We start from the raw sequence: 16500 nt of genomic DNA on the forward strand, positions 1-16500 counted from the left end.
GGCTGCAGAATAACCGGCTGACGCTGCGCAGCAAAAAACCAGATAGTCAAACTGCCGGGGCGACGGGAGAGGTCGTTCCTGAGAGTGGAGAAAGAGAGGCCCTGGAAGTACCCGACAGCCAAAAGAAAAAATGCCAGTCAGGCTTAACTGACTGGCATTAGCCCCGTTTCCGGGGCTTTTTTTATTTCACGTTTAAGCTGGATTTTTTAGCTTCATAACGATGTGTTTAACACCCGGCTCATTCGGTAACAGCTGAAGGGACGATTCAATGACAGTAATTTTCCCTGCGTTGATGTCATCCAGACGGCCACGCACAATCTTATCGGTGTGAACGTTTAAGTCGATGCTAAAAACATCAGCGCTTGCGATCATTTTGTCACGTTCAGACTGTGGCAAGGCTTAAAATTCTTCGAAGTTCTTTGGAAAAGCTTTATTTGCTGAGTGAAAGTTAATTACTAACGGATTACGCAGAAGGACGTTCGTTCCATGCGTCCGTGTACTGGATATTACCATCCACAATACGCCAGGTGATTTTTTCATACTGCAGGCTGACGCTTTCCGTGTGGTTCAGCTTGTCATTGCCCGACAGTTTTGTGTTGGCCACGCCGCAGTTAACGCCGGTGACTTTCACGTTTTCCATCAGCACGGTGTAATAGCACACCTCTTGGCCCGCATCGCTGATGTTGTAGAAACGAATTTCGGCGCTTTTCAACGTCTGGCCGGTGGCCGCTGCTTTATAGAGATAAGGCGTTGAGCTATCCACCTCTTTCTCGATCATCATTGATGAATGCTGGCGCGTGCCGGTTATTTTGCCGTTAGCGGTGTCTACCGGCAGGTTAATACCGTGGCTCAGGCCGATAATTTCAATGCTGCCTTCACGTTCGTGAACATCGACAGAACCTCTAATATCCGCGCCACCATCGTCTTTAAGCCACATATACGGAGGAATTGGCATTTATTTGCTCCTTATTTTTTTGATTAACTTCATTGTTAAAATGTAAATAACAACCGTGATGGGAATCACTGTGCATACGGACATGTAGAAATAGATGTCGTAAAAACGATCCGCTCCAATCTCTTCATTCCCGTAGATCATTTGGCCGATTTTCAAGGCTAATTGTTCGTTAAACCATAACTCTGGCGGGCCCAGAGTACGGGCGACAACGAGCATCAGCGCGAGAAAAAAAGCGACTTTGACCGCTCTACGGGCAAGTGTTTGAATAACCACCGGCAACCACCTCAATGTATCCGCGCGCCATTAAATTTTTCATGCAAGGAACCGGGATCGGCGCTGTTCTCAGAAGGGCATTACGAATTAGCGCATAGTCTGAATTAAGGTGGAGAGTTATACATCCTTCAGATACGCGGCCGGGATGAAGGCGAAATAATCCGCGTTTGACGTCATTAATCCACGTTTCATCATCAATGCTCAGATCGTCACGATATAAAGCAAACCATTCGTCGCGATCAAATTCAGCACCGTTAAAAACGCGGTTATATAAATCCTGTGACTTTGCCTTAGCCCATGACAGCAGGCCACCCCTCCCACGCTCAACAATCCAGTATTTACCCGGTGGGATAGGCCCAACGTTTGGGACGGCCATACATGCAGGAATATTTCTGTAGGCACCTTTTCCGGAAAACGCCATGAAGACGCCCACGCCATACAGATTCAACGGCACGAAATCTGCGCCGTTCAAAATCATCTTACCGATAATTGGCATCGTTAATCCCTAACCTTTAATCCATGTAGTAACTGATGTTTACGTTACATCCCTCAGATTGTCAGGACCAGAAATAATTAGAGTTGGTAATCAATAAAGCTTTTACGATCACGCTTTGCTATTGGCGTTGTAAAACAACAACGAGAGATAGAGAATCTCAACGAACAACCCCCCCCCCCTTTCGCGCAAGACGTGCGACACAAACAGGATATTCGTTATGTCGCAGACGCTGACCGATCAGGATTTTAAGAACGCCGCCACCAAACTCAGCTGCAGTGAAGCCGCCGTGCGCGCCGTCGCCGAAGTAATGAGCTCCGGTATCGGGAAATCAAGCAGGGGCTGCAGAATAACCGGCTGACGCTGCGCAGCAAAAAACCAGATAGTCAAACTGCGGGGCGACGGGAGAGGTCATTGCCGAGAGTGGAGAAAGAGAGGCCCTGGAAGTATCCGACAGGCAAAAGAAAAAATGCCAGTCAGGCTTAACTGACTGGCATTACTCCCTGCAGAGGCTTTTTTGTTTTTAAGCGGCTTCACTGGCCCGCGGGTTGGATTTCGTCTGCGGCTTTGGCACCGCCAGCGCTTCCGGCGCAAAATCATCGACGTTAATCGCTTTCAGGCGGCTGGCTTCAGCACGGATCAAGACCTGCGCTTCGCTCTCATCAATCCAGCCCGCTTTCAGGCCCTCTTGTGCCAGCGCATCCAGTCGGGTAAATGACAGATGTTTTTTCTGCTGCTTGCATAAACGATCGTGAATCACTTCGGCGGCCATCACATCCTGCAGCGCCTGCTCCAGCTGACCTGCAGGATTATGTGCGCTTGGTGCCAGATATTGACCACGGCCCAAACGGGTACGGGTCGCAGAAGGCAGCTGCAACAGTTTCGCCAGCTTGTGGTCCAGTTTATCGGACGGTGCCGGGCAGTGATGACCACCGGCGAAGATCACCAGTCGCAGCGCACCGGCCACCATGCGGTTCGGGAAGTTACGCAGCAAATCATCCATCGCCACTTCGGCCTGATGCAGCGCATCCTGCACGCCCCAATGTACCAGCGGCAGATCAGCTTCGTTGCGGCCTTCATCGTCATAGCGCTTCAGGGTGGCGGAGGCCAGATACATCTGGCTCAGCACATCGCCGAGACGCGCCGAGATACGTTCACGACGTTTCAGGCTGCCGCCCAGCACCGCCATCGATACATCTGACAGCAGCGCGAGGTTGGCGCTCAAACGGTTAAGGTGCTGATAGTAGCGGCGCGTGGCGTCGCGGGTTGGTGTGGCGCTAGTGCGGCCGCCGGTTAAGCCCAGCCACAGGCTGCGTACTTTATTACTACCTACGTGGCCAATATGGCTGAACAGCGCGCGGTCAAAGGTCACCAGATCGTTTTTCGCTGCGGCGTTCATCTCTTCCAGCACCCACGGATGGCAGCGGATCGCGCCCTGGCCGAAGATGATCATGCTGCGCGTCAGAATGTTAGCGCCTTCCACGGTGATGGCGATCGGTGCGCCCTGATAAGCCCGCGCCAGGAAGTTGTTTTCGCCCAGCATAATGCCTTTACCGCCAGCGATATCCATCGCGTCGATAATCGCGCGCTGACCGCGATGGGTGCAGTGATACTTCACAATCGCCGATAGCACCGCCGGTTTTTCACCGAGCATAATGCCGCTGGTGATCAGTGTCGCGGCAGCATCCATCACGTAGGCGTTACCAGCAATGCGCGCCAGCGGCTCTTCGATACCTTCCATCTTGCCGATAGAGACTTTGAACTGGCGACGGATATGCGCATAGGCACCGGTCGCCAGCGCAATGCTTTTCAGGCTGCCGGTTGAGTTCGAAGGTAGTGTGATGCCGCGACCGACTGAAAGACACTCCACCAGCATGCGCCAGCCCTGGCCGGCCATGGATGGGCCGCCGATGATGTAGTCGATGGGTACGAAAATGTCTTTACCGCGCGTCGGACCGTTCTGGAACGGCACGTTAAGCGGGAAGTGACGTTGGCCGATTTCTACGCCAGGCGTGTGCGTTGGGATCAGTGCGCAAGTGATGCCGAGCTCTGCGGTATCGCCCAACAGGTGATCCGGATCGGAGAGTTTAAACGCCAGGCCCAATACAGTGGCAATCGGTGCCAGCGTGATATAGCGCTTGTTCCAGGTGAGACGCATGCCCAGCACTTGCTGACCTTGCCACTCGCCCATGCACACCACGCCGGTATCGGGAATTGCGCCGGCATCCGAACCCGCTTCCGGGCTGGTCAGTGCAAAGCACGGGATCTCATCACCGCGTGCCAGGCGCGGCAGGTAATGATCTTTCTGCTCATCGGTACCGTAATGTTGCAGCAGTTCGCCGGGGCCGAGTGAGTTCGGTACGCCAACGGTGATCGCCAGAATGCCGGAGACGCCCGCCAGTTTCTGCAGCACGCGCGCCTGCGCATAGGCGGAGAATTCCAGGCCGCCATACTCTTTCTTAATGATCATGGCGAAGAAGCGATGCTGTTTCAGATACGCCCACAACTCCGGCGGCAGATCGGCCATTTCATGGGTGATTTCGAAGTCGTTCGCCATGCGGCACGCTTCTTCGACCGGACCATCGATAAAGGCCTGCTCCTCTTCGGTCAGGCGCGGCTGCGGATAGTTGTGCAGCTTCTGCCAGTCCGGTTTGCCGCGGAACAGGTCGCCTTCCCACCATGTGGTGCCGGCATCGATCGCCTCTTTTTCAGTGCGCGACATCGGCGGCATCACTTTCTGGAAGCTGTGCAGCGCCGGTTTCGAGAACAGGCTGCGACGCATCACCGGCAGGTTAAATGGCAGCAGAATAATCGCCAGCGGCAGCAGCATCCATGGCGTCCATAGGTCAGCGGCCGCCAGTGCGCCGGTCCACAGCAGCAGAATTACGCTGCTCAGCTGAAGCGAAATTTGGTGGTAGAACAACACGCTAAGCAGGATTAGCGTCGCAACGATTGAGGCAACCAACATAATGAACCACTCCATAAGTAGTAAGAGGTCTGACCTGTTATGGGTGTAGGTTTAGAATATGGGGCAAAATTTATCAATCTGTTTACATCGCAATTACAACACATCTCACAAATTCGTTGCACGATGCGCAACAACGGCCAAACTTGCTCGAGACGCCGCGCTTTTCCTTAAGGCAGGCGCTTTGCGGCTTAGCCCCATTCCGTTAAACTTGCCGGGTCAATCTTTCCTCTAAAGGACATCTCTATGTATCAGGACATTATTCGCTCAGAACTCAATGAAGCAGCCGATACGCTCAACACGTTCCTGAGTGACGAAGCCAACATTCACGCCATTCAGCGCGCCGCAGTTCTGCTGGCCGATAGCTTTAAAGCGGGCGGCAAGGTGCTCTCCTGCGGTAACGGCGGCTCGCACTGCGATGCGATGCATTTTGCTGAAGAGCTGACTGGACGCTACCGTGAAAACCGTCCTGGCTACCCGGCGATTGCCATTTCTGATGTCAGCCATCTGTCGTGCGTCAGTAACGATTTTGGTTATGACTATGTGTTCTCGCGCTATATCGAAGCGGTAGGCCGTGAAGGCGATGTGCTGCTGGGTCTTTCTACGTCCGGTAACTCTGCCAACATCATCAAAGCCGTGGAAGCTGCGCGCGCGAAAGGCATGAAAGTGATTACTCTGACCGGCAAAGATGGCGGCAAGATGGCAGGTTCCGCGGATATCGAAATTCGTGTGCCGCACTTTGGCTATGCCGACCGCATTCAGGAGATCCACATCAAAGTGATCCATATTCTGATGCTGTTGATTGAAAAAGAGATGGTTAAGTCATGATGCGTTCCTCTCGCCGCGCGCGAGAGGATCTAACTTAAGGCGGTTGCTATGTGCGAATTGCTCGGGATGAGCGCCAATGTCCCCACGGACATCTGTTTCAGTTTTACCGGTCTGGTGCAGCGTGGCGGTGGAACCGGGCCGCACAAAGATGGTTGGGGCATCACGTTCTATGAAGGAAAAGGGTGCCGCACCTTCAAAGATCCGCAGCCGAGCTTTAACTCGCCGATAGCCCGTTTGGTGCAGGAATACCCGATCAAATCGCATTCGGTGGTGGCGCATATCCGCCAGGCGAATCGCGGTGAAGTGTCGCTGGAAAATACCCATCCGTTCACGCGTGAGCTGTGGGGCCGCAACTGGACCTACGCACACAATGGTCAGCTCAAAGGTTATCGTCAGCTGGATACCGGGCCATTTCGTCCGATTGGTGAAACCGACAGCGAGAAAGCATTTTGCTGGATGCTGCACAAACTGACCGAGCGTTATCCGCGCACGCCGGGCAACTGGCCAGCGGTGTTCCGCTACATTGCCGAGCTGGCAGCAGAAATGCGTGAGAAGGGTGTCTTCAACATGCTGTTATCGGATGGGCGCTATCTGATGGCGTTCTGTTCGACCAATCTCTACTGGATTACGCGCCGTGCGCCGTTTGGCAAAGCGACGTTGCTCGATCAGGATGTGGAAATTGATTTTCAGCAGCAGACGACGCCGCAAGATGTGGTAACGGTGATTGCTACGCAACCGCTGACGGGCAATGAAACCTGGCACCGGATAGTGCCAGGCGAGTGGGCACTATTTTGCCTGGGTGAGCGCCAGGAATGATTTCGAGGCAGCATCCGGTGTAGCGATCACCGGCGTGCTGTTCACCGCATATTGGCCGGTGGCCGTCACGTTCACGGTAGGCGGCACACGGTACTTAGCGAAGTACGCATAGCCCGGCTGCAGTTCACGCCAGAAGTTAATGTACGTCGAGTATTTATGACGCTGCATATTGCTGTCTGTCATGCGGAACGGATAGATATTGACCTGAATCTCCTGCTGACCATTACGTAGCGCGGCGTTGGTGTAGGCGAAGATCTCATCCATCGATGCATCCGTCATTGCGTAGCAGCCCACTGACACGCAATCTCCGTGAATCATTAAATAGTTACCGTTATAGCCTTTAGCGCGATCGTACTGATTGGGAAAACCGGTATTAATAGCGCGATAAAAACGGCTATCCGGTTTTAACTGGTTCAGCTTAACGTTATAAAAGCCTTCCGGACTTTTGAAATCGCCCTGACGACGTTTAGGTCCTAAACCGCCAGAGAAATTACAGATGCGATAGCTGTCCAGCAGACGATATTCATTCCCGATTTTGCCGTACAGTTCCAGCGTACGCTCTTCCTTGAAAATCTGAATAAAAACGGGGGTGCCAATTAGTTGTTTCTTTAACTCTTTGCTCACCGGAGCCAGCGGTTGCGTAGGCTCGGGGTTCATTGCCCAGCTAAGGAGCGGCATAAGAATCATCGCAAGCGTTAATGCGATTCTGCCCATTCTGTAGATACCTTGATGTGGAGAGAGACGATGACGCTGTGCGTCCGGGTATTGCATTATCGGAAATATCCGCTATCGCAGCGCAACATTAACATTGTCTGGCTTTTAATCAAGCCAGTGTCCGAGAAAATGGCGCGTTCCTAAAAGGAATACGACCACTAATTTGTAAACTTTAATCTCGCTCTCAACAAATATTGCCGATATTTTTCGCTGCTGTATACTTATCCAGTATCTGGGAGGGCGTATGCGCAAAATTATTCATGTCGATATGGACTGCTTTTATGCAGCGGTTGAGATGCGCGACGATCCCTCTTTACGTGATATTCCTATCGCCATTGGCGGCAGCCGCGTGCAACGTGGCGTGATCAGCACCGCGAACTATCCGGCACGTAAATATGGCGTGCGCAGCGCGATGCCGACCGGCATGGCGCTGAAACTCTGCCCGCATCTGCGGCTGCTGCCCGGCCGCTTTGATGCCTATAAAGAAGCCTCCCGCCAGATCCGCGACATCTTCTCACGTTACACCTCGCTGATTGAACCGCTGTCGCTGGATGAAGCCTATCTGGATGTGACCGACAGCCTGCATTGCCATGGCTCGGCGACATTAATGGCGCAGGCGATTCGTGCCGATATCCTGCGTGAAACCGGATTGACCGCTTCCGCCGGCATCGCGCCGATCAAGTTTCTCGCCAAGATCGCTTCCGATCTCAACAAACCCAACGGGCAATATGTGATTACGCCGGACGCGATGTCCGATTTTCTACTGACGCTGCCGCTCAGTAAAATTCCTGGCGTGGGTAAAGTGGCGACTAAAAAGCTGGAAGAGATGGGCTTGCGCACCTGCGCGGATGTGCAGCGCGCCGATCTGGCGCTGCTGCTTAAACGCTTTGGCAAGTTTGGCCGCATCTTGTGGGAACGCAGCAACGGCGTGGATGAGCGCAATGTGGTGGTTGAGCGCGAACGCAAATCGCTCGGCGTTGAACGTACCCTGATGGAAGATATTCACAGCTGGGAGCAGTGTCTGGAGATTATTGATTTTCTCTATGCGGAGTTGGATCGCCGCTTAACCGCCATCAAGCCGGATAAGCAGATCGCCCGGCAAGGCGTGAAACTGAAGTTCAATGATTTCCAGCAAACCACGCAGGAGCACGTTTGGCCGGTGCTGAATAAAGATGACATGATCGCGGTGGCGCGTCAGGCGTGGGATGAACGCAGAGCAGGGCGCGGCGTGCGGCTGGTGGGATTGCATGTCACGATGGTGGATCCGCAGTTGGAGCGGCAGTTGGTGTTGGGGTTGTGAGATTGTGCGCGCTGCCCCTCATCCCGGCCTTCTCCCGCCAGCGGGAGAAGGAGTAAAACAAACCGCGCTAATCGGTTCCCTCTCCCACATGTGGGAGAGGGTTAGGGTGAGGGAAAACTACTTCTTACCGTACTTCGCTTCCAGCGTTGCAAACCATGGCGCGATGAAATCGTTATTTTCGCCCCAGCCTGGAATGATCTTATTCAGCGACGCCACGTTGACCGCGCCTTGCTGGCTGTTCAACTGCTGCTGAGAAATCGATGACGCTTTAAACTCGTAAGTCGCCGGTGTGGTTTCGCCTGCAATCTTGTTCGCCACCAGACGCATATTCACCGCGCCAATGGTTTTTGGATCCACCGCTACGGTTTGTACCCAAGGACTGTTCTTTTCATGCATCAACTGCAGATCCTGATTGGATACGTCGATGCTATACAGTTTGATCTCGGTACGACCATTCTCCTGCAGGGCTTTATACGCGCCCTGACTGAAGGCATCCCACGAACCCCAGATCGCATCGATCTTGCCTTTCGGGTATTTCGCCAGAATCGCGCCAATCTTGTTGGCGGTATCGCCCTGTACATCAGATGAAACCGCGCCAATCGACTCCAGCTGATGAATGTCCGGATTCTCTTTCAGCAGCTTCTCATACACCACCTGACGACGATCCATCGCCGGGAAACCGGCCACCCACAGCTTGACGATATTCGCCTTGCCGTTGAAGTCTTTGATTAAGCTGCCGAGCGATTCCTGTGCCAGCGAAGCATCATTCTGCGCCGTCACGGTGACGCCCTCTACCGGCGTATTAACCGGCGTATCAAACACCGACAGCTTAATGCCCGCTGCGGCAATACGCTGCACCAGCGCCGTCGAGTAGGGATCTTTACCGTGCGACAGGATAATGCCGTCATATTTCTGGCTAATCGCCTGGTTCACGAAATCCTGGAAGCGCGCATCGTCGCCATTGCTGAGGAAAGTGCTGACCTTAAAGCCCAGCTGGCGGCCTTGCTGAATCGCACCGGCGACAAACTGCGTGGTGTTATCGTCCGAACCCAGGTTGCGGATGATGGCGATGCGTACCGGGCCTTCATGGTTAGCGATAACCGCAGGCACTGCGGCATCGGCGAAGGCGGCGCTGGCGTTGAGCAGGCTAACCGCCAGCAGCGAAAGGGTAATTTTTTTCATTATGGTCTCTTTCTGATTAAACGCGCCTTAACGGCGCTGGATGTAAGTCATCGCCAGCGCCAGCGCCAGTACCAGGCCTTTAATAATGTCCATCGCGTAATAGGGCACCGACAACATCACCAGCCCGTTCTGCAACACACCAAGAATGATGGCGCCCACCAAGGTACCCAGCGCATTCGGTTTGCCCGAACCGGCCAGCGAGAAGCCGATCCACGCCGCGGCAACGGCATCCATCAGATAACCGCCGCCGGCATTCACCTGCGAAGAGCCGATGCGTGATGCCAGCAAAATGCCGCCCAAGCCAGCCAGCAGCGAGGCAAGCACATACGCCAGCACGCGATAGCGCGTGGTACGAATACCGGAGAGACGCGCCGCTTCAGGATTGCCGCCCAGCGCATACATACGACGGCCATGCTTAGTCAGCGACAGCGCCAGCTGCGCCACAATGGTGACCACCAGCATGATAATCACGATAGTCGGCACCTGGCCGAGCAGGCCAAAGGCCGCAGGAATGGTGCCTTCGGCCATGTCGCCGCTCGGCAGCACCATATTCTCGGTAATGGAACCACCAAAGCTGTAGGTCATCGCCACGCCCTGAATCACAAACAGCGTGGCGAGGGTGGCGAGCATGTCGGGAATACGTAGCACCACAATCAGGAAGCTGTTGAACAAGCCAACCAGCGTACACAGCAGCAGCGTAATAATGATGGCTTCGGTGGTGCCAAAGCCGTGCCAGACGAATAGCGAAATCACCAGCGCATTGGCCAGCGAAGCGGTGGATCCCACCGACAGGTCAAAGCCGCCAATGGTCAGCGAAATCGACACGCCAATCGCAATCACCGTGACGATGGCAATCGAGCGCAGGATGTTAATGATGTTGGTCGGTTCGAGGAAGCTGTCCGAAGCAAGACCAAATGCGGCAATCAAAATCACCACGGTCAGCAACATGCCCCACTTATAGAGGAAATCAAACAGCTGATGGCGCAGAGAAGGCTGCGAGTTTAGGGATAGTTCTTTGCTGCTCACGCAGGTGTTCCTCCGGTGGAATAAAGCAAAAGTGCCTCTTCTGTGGCGGTGTTGCCCTCCATCTCTGCCACAATGCGCCCATCCCAGAGCACACAAATGCGGTCGCACAGACCGACCAATTCAGAAAACTCGCCCGAGGCATAAATGATGCCTTTGCCCTCACGCGCTAAGCCATCGATCAGCGTGAACAGATCGGTTTTGGCTTTGATATCGACGCCTTTCGTCGGCTCATCAAAAATCAGCACATCGGCGTTGTTGCGCAGCCACTTGCCAATCGCCACTTTTTGCTGATTGCCGCCCGACAAACGACGCAGGATTTGCCCAGGTCCGGTGGTGCGCACATTCAGGCGCTGAATCACCGCTTCCGCCCAACGCCACGCCTGGCGATGACCAAACAGGCTCCAGCGCGAGAAGCTGTTATCGGCGCTGATGCTCAGATTCATGCTCACCGGTTCATCGATGAAAATGCCCTCTTTGCGGCGCTCTTCCGGCACCAGCGCCATGCGGTTTTCTACTGAATCATGTGGTGAACGCGGTCGCCACGGTTTGCCGTGCAGTTCGCCCTTTATCACGCAGCTTTTGCTGGCACCAAACAGCGCTTTACACAGCTCGGTTTTACCGGCACCCGCCAGACCAGCAATGCCCAGAATCTCCCCTTTGTGCAGACGCAGCGAAATATCCTGCAGTAGCCGATCGTCGTGTAAGCCTTCCACCGACAGCAGCAGCGGCTGAGTTGCACGCGCGCGACGCGGCGGAAAAACATCATCGAGCCGATGTCCGAGCATTTTTTCCACGATCTGCTCACCGTTTAGCGCCGCCATCGGGCTGCTTTCGATCAGACGACCATCGCGCAACACCGTTAAGCGGTCGCAAATCGCTTTCAGTTCGTGAATGCGGTGCGAGATAAACACCACGCCAATGCCGCTGGACTGCAAGCGGCGCACCACGGTAAACAGGCGCTCGCTCTCATGCTGATCGAGCGGGGCGGTGGGTTCATCCAGGATCAGAAAGCGGCAGTGATGGGACAGGGCGCGCGCCAGCAGGATTTGCTGCTTCTCTGCCAGCGAGCAGCGCTCCACCAAACGGTTGACGTCGATGTTCACTTCCAGCTGCGCCAGTAACGTACGCGCCTGGCGGCGAATCTCACGCCAGCTGTAGGCGTGGCCCGGTTCAGCTAAACGATCGAGCAGAATGTTTTCGGCCAAGCTGAGCTGTGGCACCAGCGCCACATCCACTTCCTGCTGCACCAGATGAATGCCGAGCTTTTTGGCATCGCGCGGTGAGCGAATAGTGACCGGCACATCATCCAGCAGAATCTCACCGCTGTAATGATCGTGTGCGCCAGCCAGCACCGCCATCAGCGTAGATTTTCCGGCGCCGTTAGCGCCCGTCAACGCATGCACCGAGCCGCCTTCAGTCAGAAAATCCACCTGCGCGAGCGCGGCGAAACCGCCAAAGGCAATGGAGATATTACGCATCTCCAGGCGGTTGATCGCACTCATTGAACCGGGCCTTTAATTAGTTGAGTTGGGGGCATTTTTTCCTGAACCATCACTCTCGGCAACGAACGAAAGGGCATAAGCTAGCACGAAATCTTATTAGCCATCCAGACATCTGGACGTTATGGCGGCTAAATCTGGTTTGATGGAAAGATTTGGGTTAACCGAGAGGTGTAATCGTATTTATTCAGCGGGATGTGCTGTTTGTAGATTTGCGCAATAAATTGCGCCGCTACGGTATTTACAGCGTTTTATTTCCACACCTTTCACACGTCACTTTTGTAGCGGCGCAATTTATTGCGCAATCCTTCGCAGGCATAAAAAAACCCGACCGAAGTCGGGTTCATCGCGAAAGCGCAATCTTACGCTTTTTCTGGCACCACGCTGAGCAGCGCGGTCAGCAGTTTCCAGTACAAGCCCACGCTTTCGATGTGAACCTGCTCATCCGGCGAATGCGGGCCGGTTATGGTTGGGCCAATCGACACCATATCCATGTTTGGATACGGCTTCTTGAACAAACCACACTCCAGACCGGCGTGAATCACCTGAATGTTCGGCGTTTTACCAAACAGCGCTTCATAAGTTTTGCGCGTTAGCGCCATCACCGGTGAATCGGCATCAGGCTGCCAGCCCGGATAGCCGCCTTTAGGTGCGCTTTTCGCCCCGGCCAGATCGGCCAGCGAGGTCAGCACTTCAACCACCCAATCTTTACCGGTATCGATCAGTGAACGAATCAGGCAGATGATTTCGGCATTGTCCTGATCCATCGTAACCACGCCGACGTTCAGCGAGGTTTCCACCACGCCTTTTGCCACGTCAGAGTTACGAATCACGCCGTTTGGCGTAGCGTTTAGCAAATTAAGGAAACGATCGCGGCTGTCAGCGTTCAGCGCCTGGCCTTGATGCGCCAGCGACTCGGTGACCACGGCGATGTTCTTCTCTTTAATGCCCAACTCGTTCAGCAGCGTCGCCTGGAAATGTGCCGCAGCAGATTTCAGTGCATCAACCTTATGGCTGTCGATCGCCAACGTAGCAAAAGCTTCACGCGGGATGGCGTTACGCAGTGTACCGCCGGTGAATTCGATCAGACGAACATCGAGTTCACGCGCGTGCAGCGCCAGGAAGCGTGCCAGCAGTTTGTTGGCGTTGCCGAGACCATGATGAATGTCGGCACCGGAGTGACCGCCTTTCAGGCCTTTCAGCGTGAGCTTCAGGGTTTCATAGCCCGCAGGAATCGCTTCACGCGTCAGCGGCAGGGTGGTGATGAAGTCGATACCACCGGCGCAACCCATGTAGATCTCACCTTCCTCTTCCGAGTCGGTGTTGATCAGAATGTCGGCCTGCAGCCAGTTCGGCTGTAAACCAAAGGCGCCGTCCATACCGGACTCTTCGGTCATGGTCAGCAGCACTTCCAGCGGACCGTGGATCAGGCTGTTGTCAGCCAGCACCGCCAGCGCAGACGCCATACCAATGCCGTTATCCGCGCCCAGCGTGGTGCCGCGCGCTTTCACCCATTCGCCATCAACATACGGCTGAATCGGATCTTTGGTGAAGTCGTGCACCGTGTCATTGTTCTTCTGCGGCACCATATCGAGGTGCGCCTGCAGCGCCACCGGCGTGCGTTTTTCCATACCGGCGGTAGCGGGTTTACGAATCAGGATGTTGCCAACCTGATCGCGCTCAACCCACAAACCTTGCTCTTTTGCCCAGCCGACAACGTGTTCGGCCAGTGCTTCTTCGTGGTAAGAAGGGTGCGGAATGGAACAGATTTTGGCAAAAATATCCCACAGCGGTTGGGGTGAAAGTTGCGACAATTCAGACACCATGCATCTCCTGTGTCAGCGTGGCGGACATACCGCACGCACGCGGGTTTCCAGTAAAAATCGTCGTCAGAAGATCTGACGTGATGGGCCTGAGAATATCACTGTTTCTCGCCGGGTGCGTAATCAGCCGCGCTAAAAACCTGCAACCAGTAAGACAGATGCTGGTTTTTAAGGCGTCAGATCCTTATAATCTCGCGCAACCTTTTCCCCCTTGCATATTTTTTAAGCCAAGTTTCTTGGCCGGGATTCCTTTATATGAGCGAAAAATACGTCGTAACCTGGGACATGTTGCAAATCCATGCCCGTAAACTGGCCCAGCGCCTGCTTCCTGTGGAACAGTGGAAAGGTATCATCGCGGTGAGCCGTGGTGGTCTGGTTCCGGCATCGCTGCTGGCGCGTGAACTCGGTATTCGCTACGTCGATACCGTGTGCATCTCCAGCTACGATCACGATCATCAGCGCGAAATGAAAGTGCTGAAGCGTGCCGAAGGCGACGGTGAAGGCTTCATCGTGATTGATGACCTGGTGGATACCGGCGGCACCGCGCAGGCGATCCGCGACATGTATCCAAAAGCGCGTTTCTGCACCATCTTCGCTAAGCCAGCTGGCCGTGCGCTGGTGGACGACTACATTGTCGATATCCCGCAGAACACCTGGATCGAGCAGCCCTGGGACATGGGCGTGGTCTACATCCCGCCAATCGTCAAAAGCTAATTGATGCATCGCAAACAACGCCCGGTTATGCCGGGCGTTGTGCTTTCTGCGCCTCGCGCGCGTATGGCGGGTGCAGTACACTCTTAGCCATCGCCACGTTGTTGGCAGGAGAATAGCTGAGATGTCTGATAAAAACCTGAGCGAAGAACTGTTCAAACCCCGTTTTAAACACCCGGAAACCTCCTCATTAGTGCACCGCCAGCATCACGCCGCCGTGCAGGTGCATAACGCCCTCGAAGGCGATACGCAGCGCGGCTGGTATCGCATGCTGAACAAGCTGCTGTGGACGTGGCGCGGTCTGTCGCCGCAGGAGATCAGCGAAGTGCTGGCGCGTATCGCGGTGAGCGAGTTCGAACGCACCAATGAAGCCTTGCTCGATACCGTGATTGGCTATCGCGGCGGCAACTGGAATTATGAGTGGTCGAAGCAGGCGGCGATCTGGCAGCAGCGCGCGTTAGAGAGCGAAAACCATGACGATGCAGGTCAGCATTGGCTGCACGCCGCCAATCTTTTCAGCCTCGCGGCTTACCCTTACATCAAAGGCGACGAGCTGGCCGATCAGGCGCAGGTGCTGGCCAATCGCGCCTACGAAGAGGCCACGCAGCGTCTGCCGGGCGAACTTAAATCCCTGACTTTTCCGATGAGCGGCGGCAGTCCGGTGACGGGGTTCCTGCATATGCCCGCGCAAGCCGAAGCGCCGTATCCCACCGTGCTGCTGTGCGGCGGCCTTGATTCGCTGCAGAGCGATCACTATCGCCTGTTCCACGACTATCTCGCGCCGCGCGGCATCGCCATGCTGACGCTGGATATGCCATCGGTAGGCTTCAGCAGCAAATGGATGCTGAATCAGGACACCAGCCAGGTGCATCAGCAGGTGCTGCGTGAACTGAGCAATGTGCCATGGATCGATCACACCCGTGTGGCGCTGCTGGGCTACCGCTTCGGTGCTAACGTGGCGACACGTCTGGCCTATCTGGAAGTGCCGCGAGTACGCGCGGTAGCGACGCTGGGAGCCATGGTGCACAGCGTGTTTGTGGATGCGCAACAGCAGCAACAGCTACCAGATATGTACATGGATATGCTGGCGAGCCGTCTCGGTATGTCCTCAACCTCCGACAGCAATCTGCGTACTGAACTCAACCGCTACTCGTTGAAGGTGCAAGGCTTACTCGGCCGCCGCACGCCAACGCCGATGCTGGCGGCTTATTGGCCGGATGATATTTTCGGTCCGGAAACAGACGCGCAGTTGATCGCCAACTCCTCGTCGCAGGGCAAGACGCTGGCGATTCCCGCCAAGCCGGTTTTTGCCAGTTTTGACAAAGCGCTCAATCAAATTTGTGACTGGCTGGAAAAACAGTTGAAAGGCTAACTGGCGAAATCTCTGAACTCTGCTACTACTTATATCCGGGATTTTCCATTTTTATGTTAATGGAAAGCTGGAAGTGCAATTTAAAGGGTTAAGGGAAAAGAGATGACATTACCGAGTGGTCACCCCCGTAGTCGCCTGCTTAAGCGCTTCACCGAATTGGGGCCGTATATCCGTGAAGGCAAATGTGAAGAGACACGCTTCTTCTTCGATTGCCTGGCAGCGTGTGTCAACGTCAAGCCTGCACCTGAGCTGCGTGAGTTTTGGGGCTGGTGGATGACGCTGGAAGCCTATGAAGATCACTTCACATACGAATATCATTTTGGCCTGTTTGATAAAGCGGGTGATTGGGGCGCTGCGACCATCAAAGGCAAAGAGAACAATGCCAAAGTGGAAAGCACGTTGCGTAATTTCCATGAGCGTCTGAAAGCGATGCTGCTGGAACAGAAACTCGATCTGCGCCCGGCGGAAGGCTTTAAAGAAGAGCCAGTGAAACTGAGCGCCTGATAGACTTTTAAGGGTTTAAAAAGGAAAGAGCCGGTGATG

16 protein-coding genes and 2 pseudogenes are annotated in these 16500 nt (G+C 54.6%); 9 read left to right on the plus strand and 9 right to left on the minus strand.

The window, feature by feature from the left end; genetic code table 11:
• Positions 1–27: 27 nt before the first annotated feature.
• Positions 28–147 (plus strand): annotated as a pseudogene (locus FCN45_RS23700) (hypothetical protein); the annotation flags it as partial.
• 316 nt (positions 148–463) lie between these two features.
• Here the strand turns inward: FCN45_RS23700 and FCN45_RS04175 are convergent.
• Genes FCN45_RS04175 through FCN45_RS04185 form a run of 3 tightly spaced genes read right to left on the minus strand, consistent with a single transcriptional unit; the run spans position 464 to position 1724 of the window.
• Positions 464–955 carry a type VI secretion system tube protein TssD gene (locus tag FCN45_RS04175; RefSeq protein ID WP_101762526.1) on the minus strand — a complete coding sequence of 164 codons (492 nt, stop codon included), beginning with the start codon at positions 953–955 and terminating at the stop codon, positions 464–466.
• Positions 956–1228 carry a hypothetical protein gene (locus FCN45_RS04180; protein ID WP_246862551.1) on the minus strand — a complete coding sequence of 91 codons (273 nt, stop codon included), beginning with the start codon at positions 1226–1228 and terminating at the stop codon, positions 956–958.
• A complete protein-coding gene (locus FCN45_RS04185) occupies positions 1203–1724 on the minus strand; it encodes a DUF2778 domain-containing protein (protein ID WP_137385221.1) in 522 nt (173 codons plus the stop codon). Before FCN45_RS04185 ends, FCN45_RS04180 begins: the two co-directional genes overlap by 26 nt.
• Before the next feature lie 217 nt (positions 1725–1941).
• Between FCN45_RS04185 and FCN45_RS23580 the strand changes: the two genes are divergently transcribed.
• On the plus strand, positions 1942–2082 hold the full coding sequence (locus tag FCN45_RS23580; protein WP_158238605.1) for a hypothetical protein: 141 nt from the start codon (positions 1942–1944) through the stop codon (positions 2080–2082).
• Positions 2034–2207: pseudogene (locus tag FCN45_RS23705) on the plus strand (hypothetical protein); the annotation flags it as partial. The gene FCN45_RS23580 and the pseudogene FCN45_RS23705, both read left to right, overlap by 49 nt.
• Before the next feature lie 37 nt (positions 2208–2244).
• On the opposite strand, the gene fadE reads toward FCN45_RS23705, so the two are convergent.
• Complete coding sequence (fadE, locus tag FCN45_RS04190; RefSeq protein ID WP_137385222.1) at positions 2245–4689, minus strand: acyl-CoA dehydrogenase FadE; 2445 nt, start codon at positions 4687–4689, stop codon at positions 2245–2247.
• 243 nt (positions 4690–4932) lie between these two features.
• Here fadE and lpcA point away from each other — a divergent pair, with 243 nt between their 5' ends.
• Both lpcA and FCN45_RS04200 read left to right on the plus strand, forming a co-directional pair.
• Positions 4933–5514, plus strand: a complete 582-nt coding sequence (gene lpcA / locus FCN45_RS04195; RefSeq protein WP_064740353.1) for a D-sedoheptulose 7-phosphate isomerase — start codon at positions 4933–4935, stop codon at positions 5512–5514.
• Positions 5515–5562: 48 nt separating this feature from the next.
• The gene (locus FCN45_RS04200; protein WP_008108933.1) at positions 5563–6330 is read left to right on the plus strand and encodes a class II glutamine amidotransferase; all 768 of its coding nucleotides are present in this window, start codon (positions 5563–5565) and stop codon (positions 6328–6330) included.
• Here FCN45_RS04200 and dpaA read toward each other — a convergent pair.
• Positions 6301–7044 (minus strand): peptidoglycan meso-diaminopimelic acid protein amidase, encoded by a 744-nt coding sequence (gene dpaA / locus FCN45_RS04205; protein WP_101762523.1) that lies wholly within the window; start codon positions 7042–7044, stop codon positions 6301–6303. The two genes, FCN45_RS04200 and dpaA, sit on opposite strands and share 30 nt — an antisense overlap.
• A 244-nt stretch (positions 7045–7288) precedes the next feature.
• Here dpaA and dinB point away from each other — a divergent pair, with 244 nt between their 5' ends.
• Positions 7289–8344: a DNA polymerase IV gene (gene dinB, locus FCN45_RS04210; protein ID WP_101762522.1), complete on the plus strand. Its 1056-nt coding sequence runs from the start codon at positions 7289–7291 to the stop codon at positions 8342–8344.
• A gap of 117 nt (positions 8345–8461) precedes the next feature.
• Here dinB and FCN45_RS04215 read toward each other — a convergent pair whose 3' ends face one another.
• The 4 genes from FCN45_RS04215 to pepD all read right to left on the minus strand — a co-directional run bounded on the left by FCN45_RS04215 (position 8462) and on the right by pepD (position 13874).
• On the minus strand, positions 8462–9526 hold the full coding sequence (locus FCN45_RS04215; RefSeq protein WP_137385223.1) for a sugar ABC transporter substrate-binding protein: 1065 nt from the start codon (positions 9524–9526) through the stop codon (positions 8462–8464).
• A gap of 27 nt (positions 9527–9553) precedes the next feature.
• Positions 9554–10552: an ABC transporter permease gene (locus FCN45_RS04220; RefSeq protein ID WP_101762520.1), complete on the minus strand. Its 999-nt coding sequence runs from the start codon at positions 10550–10552 to the stop codon at positions 9554–9556.
• The gene (locus tag FCN45_RS04225; protein WP_137385224.1) at positions 10549–12054 is read right to left on the minus strand and encodes a sugar ABC transporter ATP-binding protein; all 1506 of its coding nucleotides are present in this window, start codon (positions 12052–12054) and stop codon (positions 10549–10551) included. The genes FCN45_RS04220 and FCN45_RS04225 overlap by 4 nt, the downstream gene beginning before the upstream one ends.
• A 359-nt stretch (positions 12055–12413) precedes the next feature.
• On the minus strand, positions 12414–13874 hold the full coding sequence (gene pepD / locus FCN45_RS04230) for a beta-Ala-His dipeptidase (protein ID WP_167391190.1): 1461 nt from the start codon (positions 13872–13874) through the stop codon (positions 12414–12416).
• A 255-nt stretch (positions 13875–14129) separates the two neighbouring features.
• Here pepD and gpt point away from each other — a divergent pair, with 255 nt between their 5' ends.
• The 3 genes from gpt to crl all read left to right on the plus strand — a co-directional run bounded on the left by gpt (position 14130) and on the right by crl (position 16461).
• Positions 14130–14588, plus strand: coding sequence for a xanthine phosphoribosyltransferase (gpt, locus tag FCN45_RS04235; protein ID WP_007887137.1), 459 nt, complete (start codon positions 14130–14132; stop codon positions 14586–14588).
• A gap of 121 nt (positions 14589–14709) precedes the next feature.
• Complete coding sequence (frsA, locus tag FCN45_RS04240) at positions 14710–15957, plus strand: esterase FrsA (RefSeq protein ID WP_110867802.1); 1248 nt, start codon at positions 14710–14712, stop codon at positions 15955–15957.
• Between the two features lie 102 nt (positions 15958–16059).
• Positions 16060–16461 carry a sigma factor-binding protein Crl gene (crl, locus tag FCN45_RS04245; protein ID WP_008108946.1) on the plus strand — a complete coding sequence of 134 codons (402 nt, stop codon included), beginning with the start codon at positions 16060–16062 and terminating at the stop codon, positions 16459–16461.
• Positions 16462–16500: the final 39 nt, after the last annotated feature.

The sequence above is a fragment of the Pantoea sp. SO10 genome (genome assembly GCF_005281435.1).
In the GTDB taxonomy this organism is placed as follows: Bacteria; Pseudomonadota; Gammaproteobacteria; order Enterobacterales; family Enterobacteriaceae; genus Pantoea; species Pantoea leporis.

Excerpts from the sequence above, each read along its gene's own strand:
- FCN45_RS04175 (WP_101762526.1), bottom strand. The coding sequence starts at position 955 with ATGCCAATTCCTCCGTATATGTGGCTTAAAGACGATGGTGGCGCGGAT.
- FCN45_RS04185 (WP_137385221.1), bottom strand. The coding sequence starts at position 1,724 with ATGCCAATTATCGGTAAGATGATTTTGAACGGCGCAGATTTCGTGCCG.
- FCN45_RS23580 (WP_158238605.1), top strand. The coding sequence starts at position 1,942 with ATGTCGCAGACGCTGACCGATCAGGATTTTAAGAACGCCGCCACCAAA.
- fadE (WP_137385222.1), bottom strand. The coding sequence starts at position 4,689 with ATGTTGGTTGCCTCAATCGTTGCGACGCTAATCCTGCTTAGCGTGTTG.
- lpcA (WP_064740353.1), top strand. The coding sequence starts at position 4,933 with ATGTATCAGGACATTATTCGCTCAGAACTCAATGAAGCAGCCGATACG.
- FCN45_RS04200 (WP_008108933.1), top strand. The coding sequence starts at position 5,563 with ATGTGCGAATTGCTCGGGATGAGCGCCAATGTCCCCACGGACATCTGT.
- dpaA (WP_101762523.1), bottom strand. The coding sequence starts at position 7,044 with ATGGGCAGAATCGCATTAACGCTTGCGATGATTCTTATGCCGCTCCTT.
- dinB (WP_101762522.1), top strand. The coding sequence starts at position 7,289 with ATGCGCAAAATTATTCATGTCGATATGGACTGCTTTTATGCAGCGGTT.
- FCN45_RS04215 (WP_137385223.1), bottom strand. The coding sequence starts at position 9,526 with ATGAAAAAAATTACCCTTTCGCTGCTGGCGGTTAGCCTGCTCAACGCC.
- FCN45_RS04225 (WP_137385224.1), bottom strand. The coding sequence starts at position 12,054 with ATGAGTGCGATCAACCGCCTGGAGATGCGTAATATCTCCATTGCCTTT.
- gpt (WP_007887137.1), top strand. The coding sequence starts at position 14,130 with ATGAGCGAAAAATACGTCGTAACCTGGGACATGTTGCAAATCCATGCC.
- frsA (WP_110867802.1), top strand. The coding sequence starts at position 14,710 with ATGTCTGATAAAAACCTGAGCGAAGAACTGTTCAAACCCCGTTTTAAA.
- crl (WP_008108946.1), top strand. The coding sequence starts at position 16,060 with ATGACATTACCGAGTGGTCACCCCCGTAGTCGCCTGCTTAAGCGCTTC.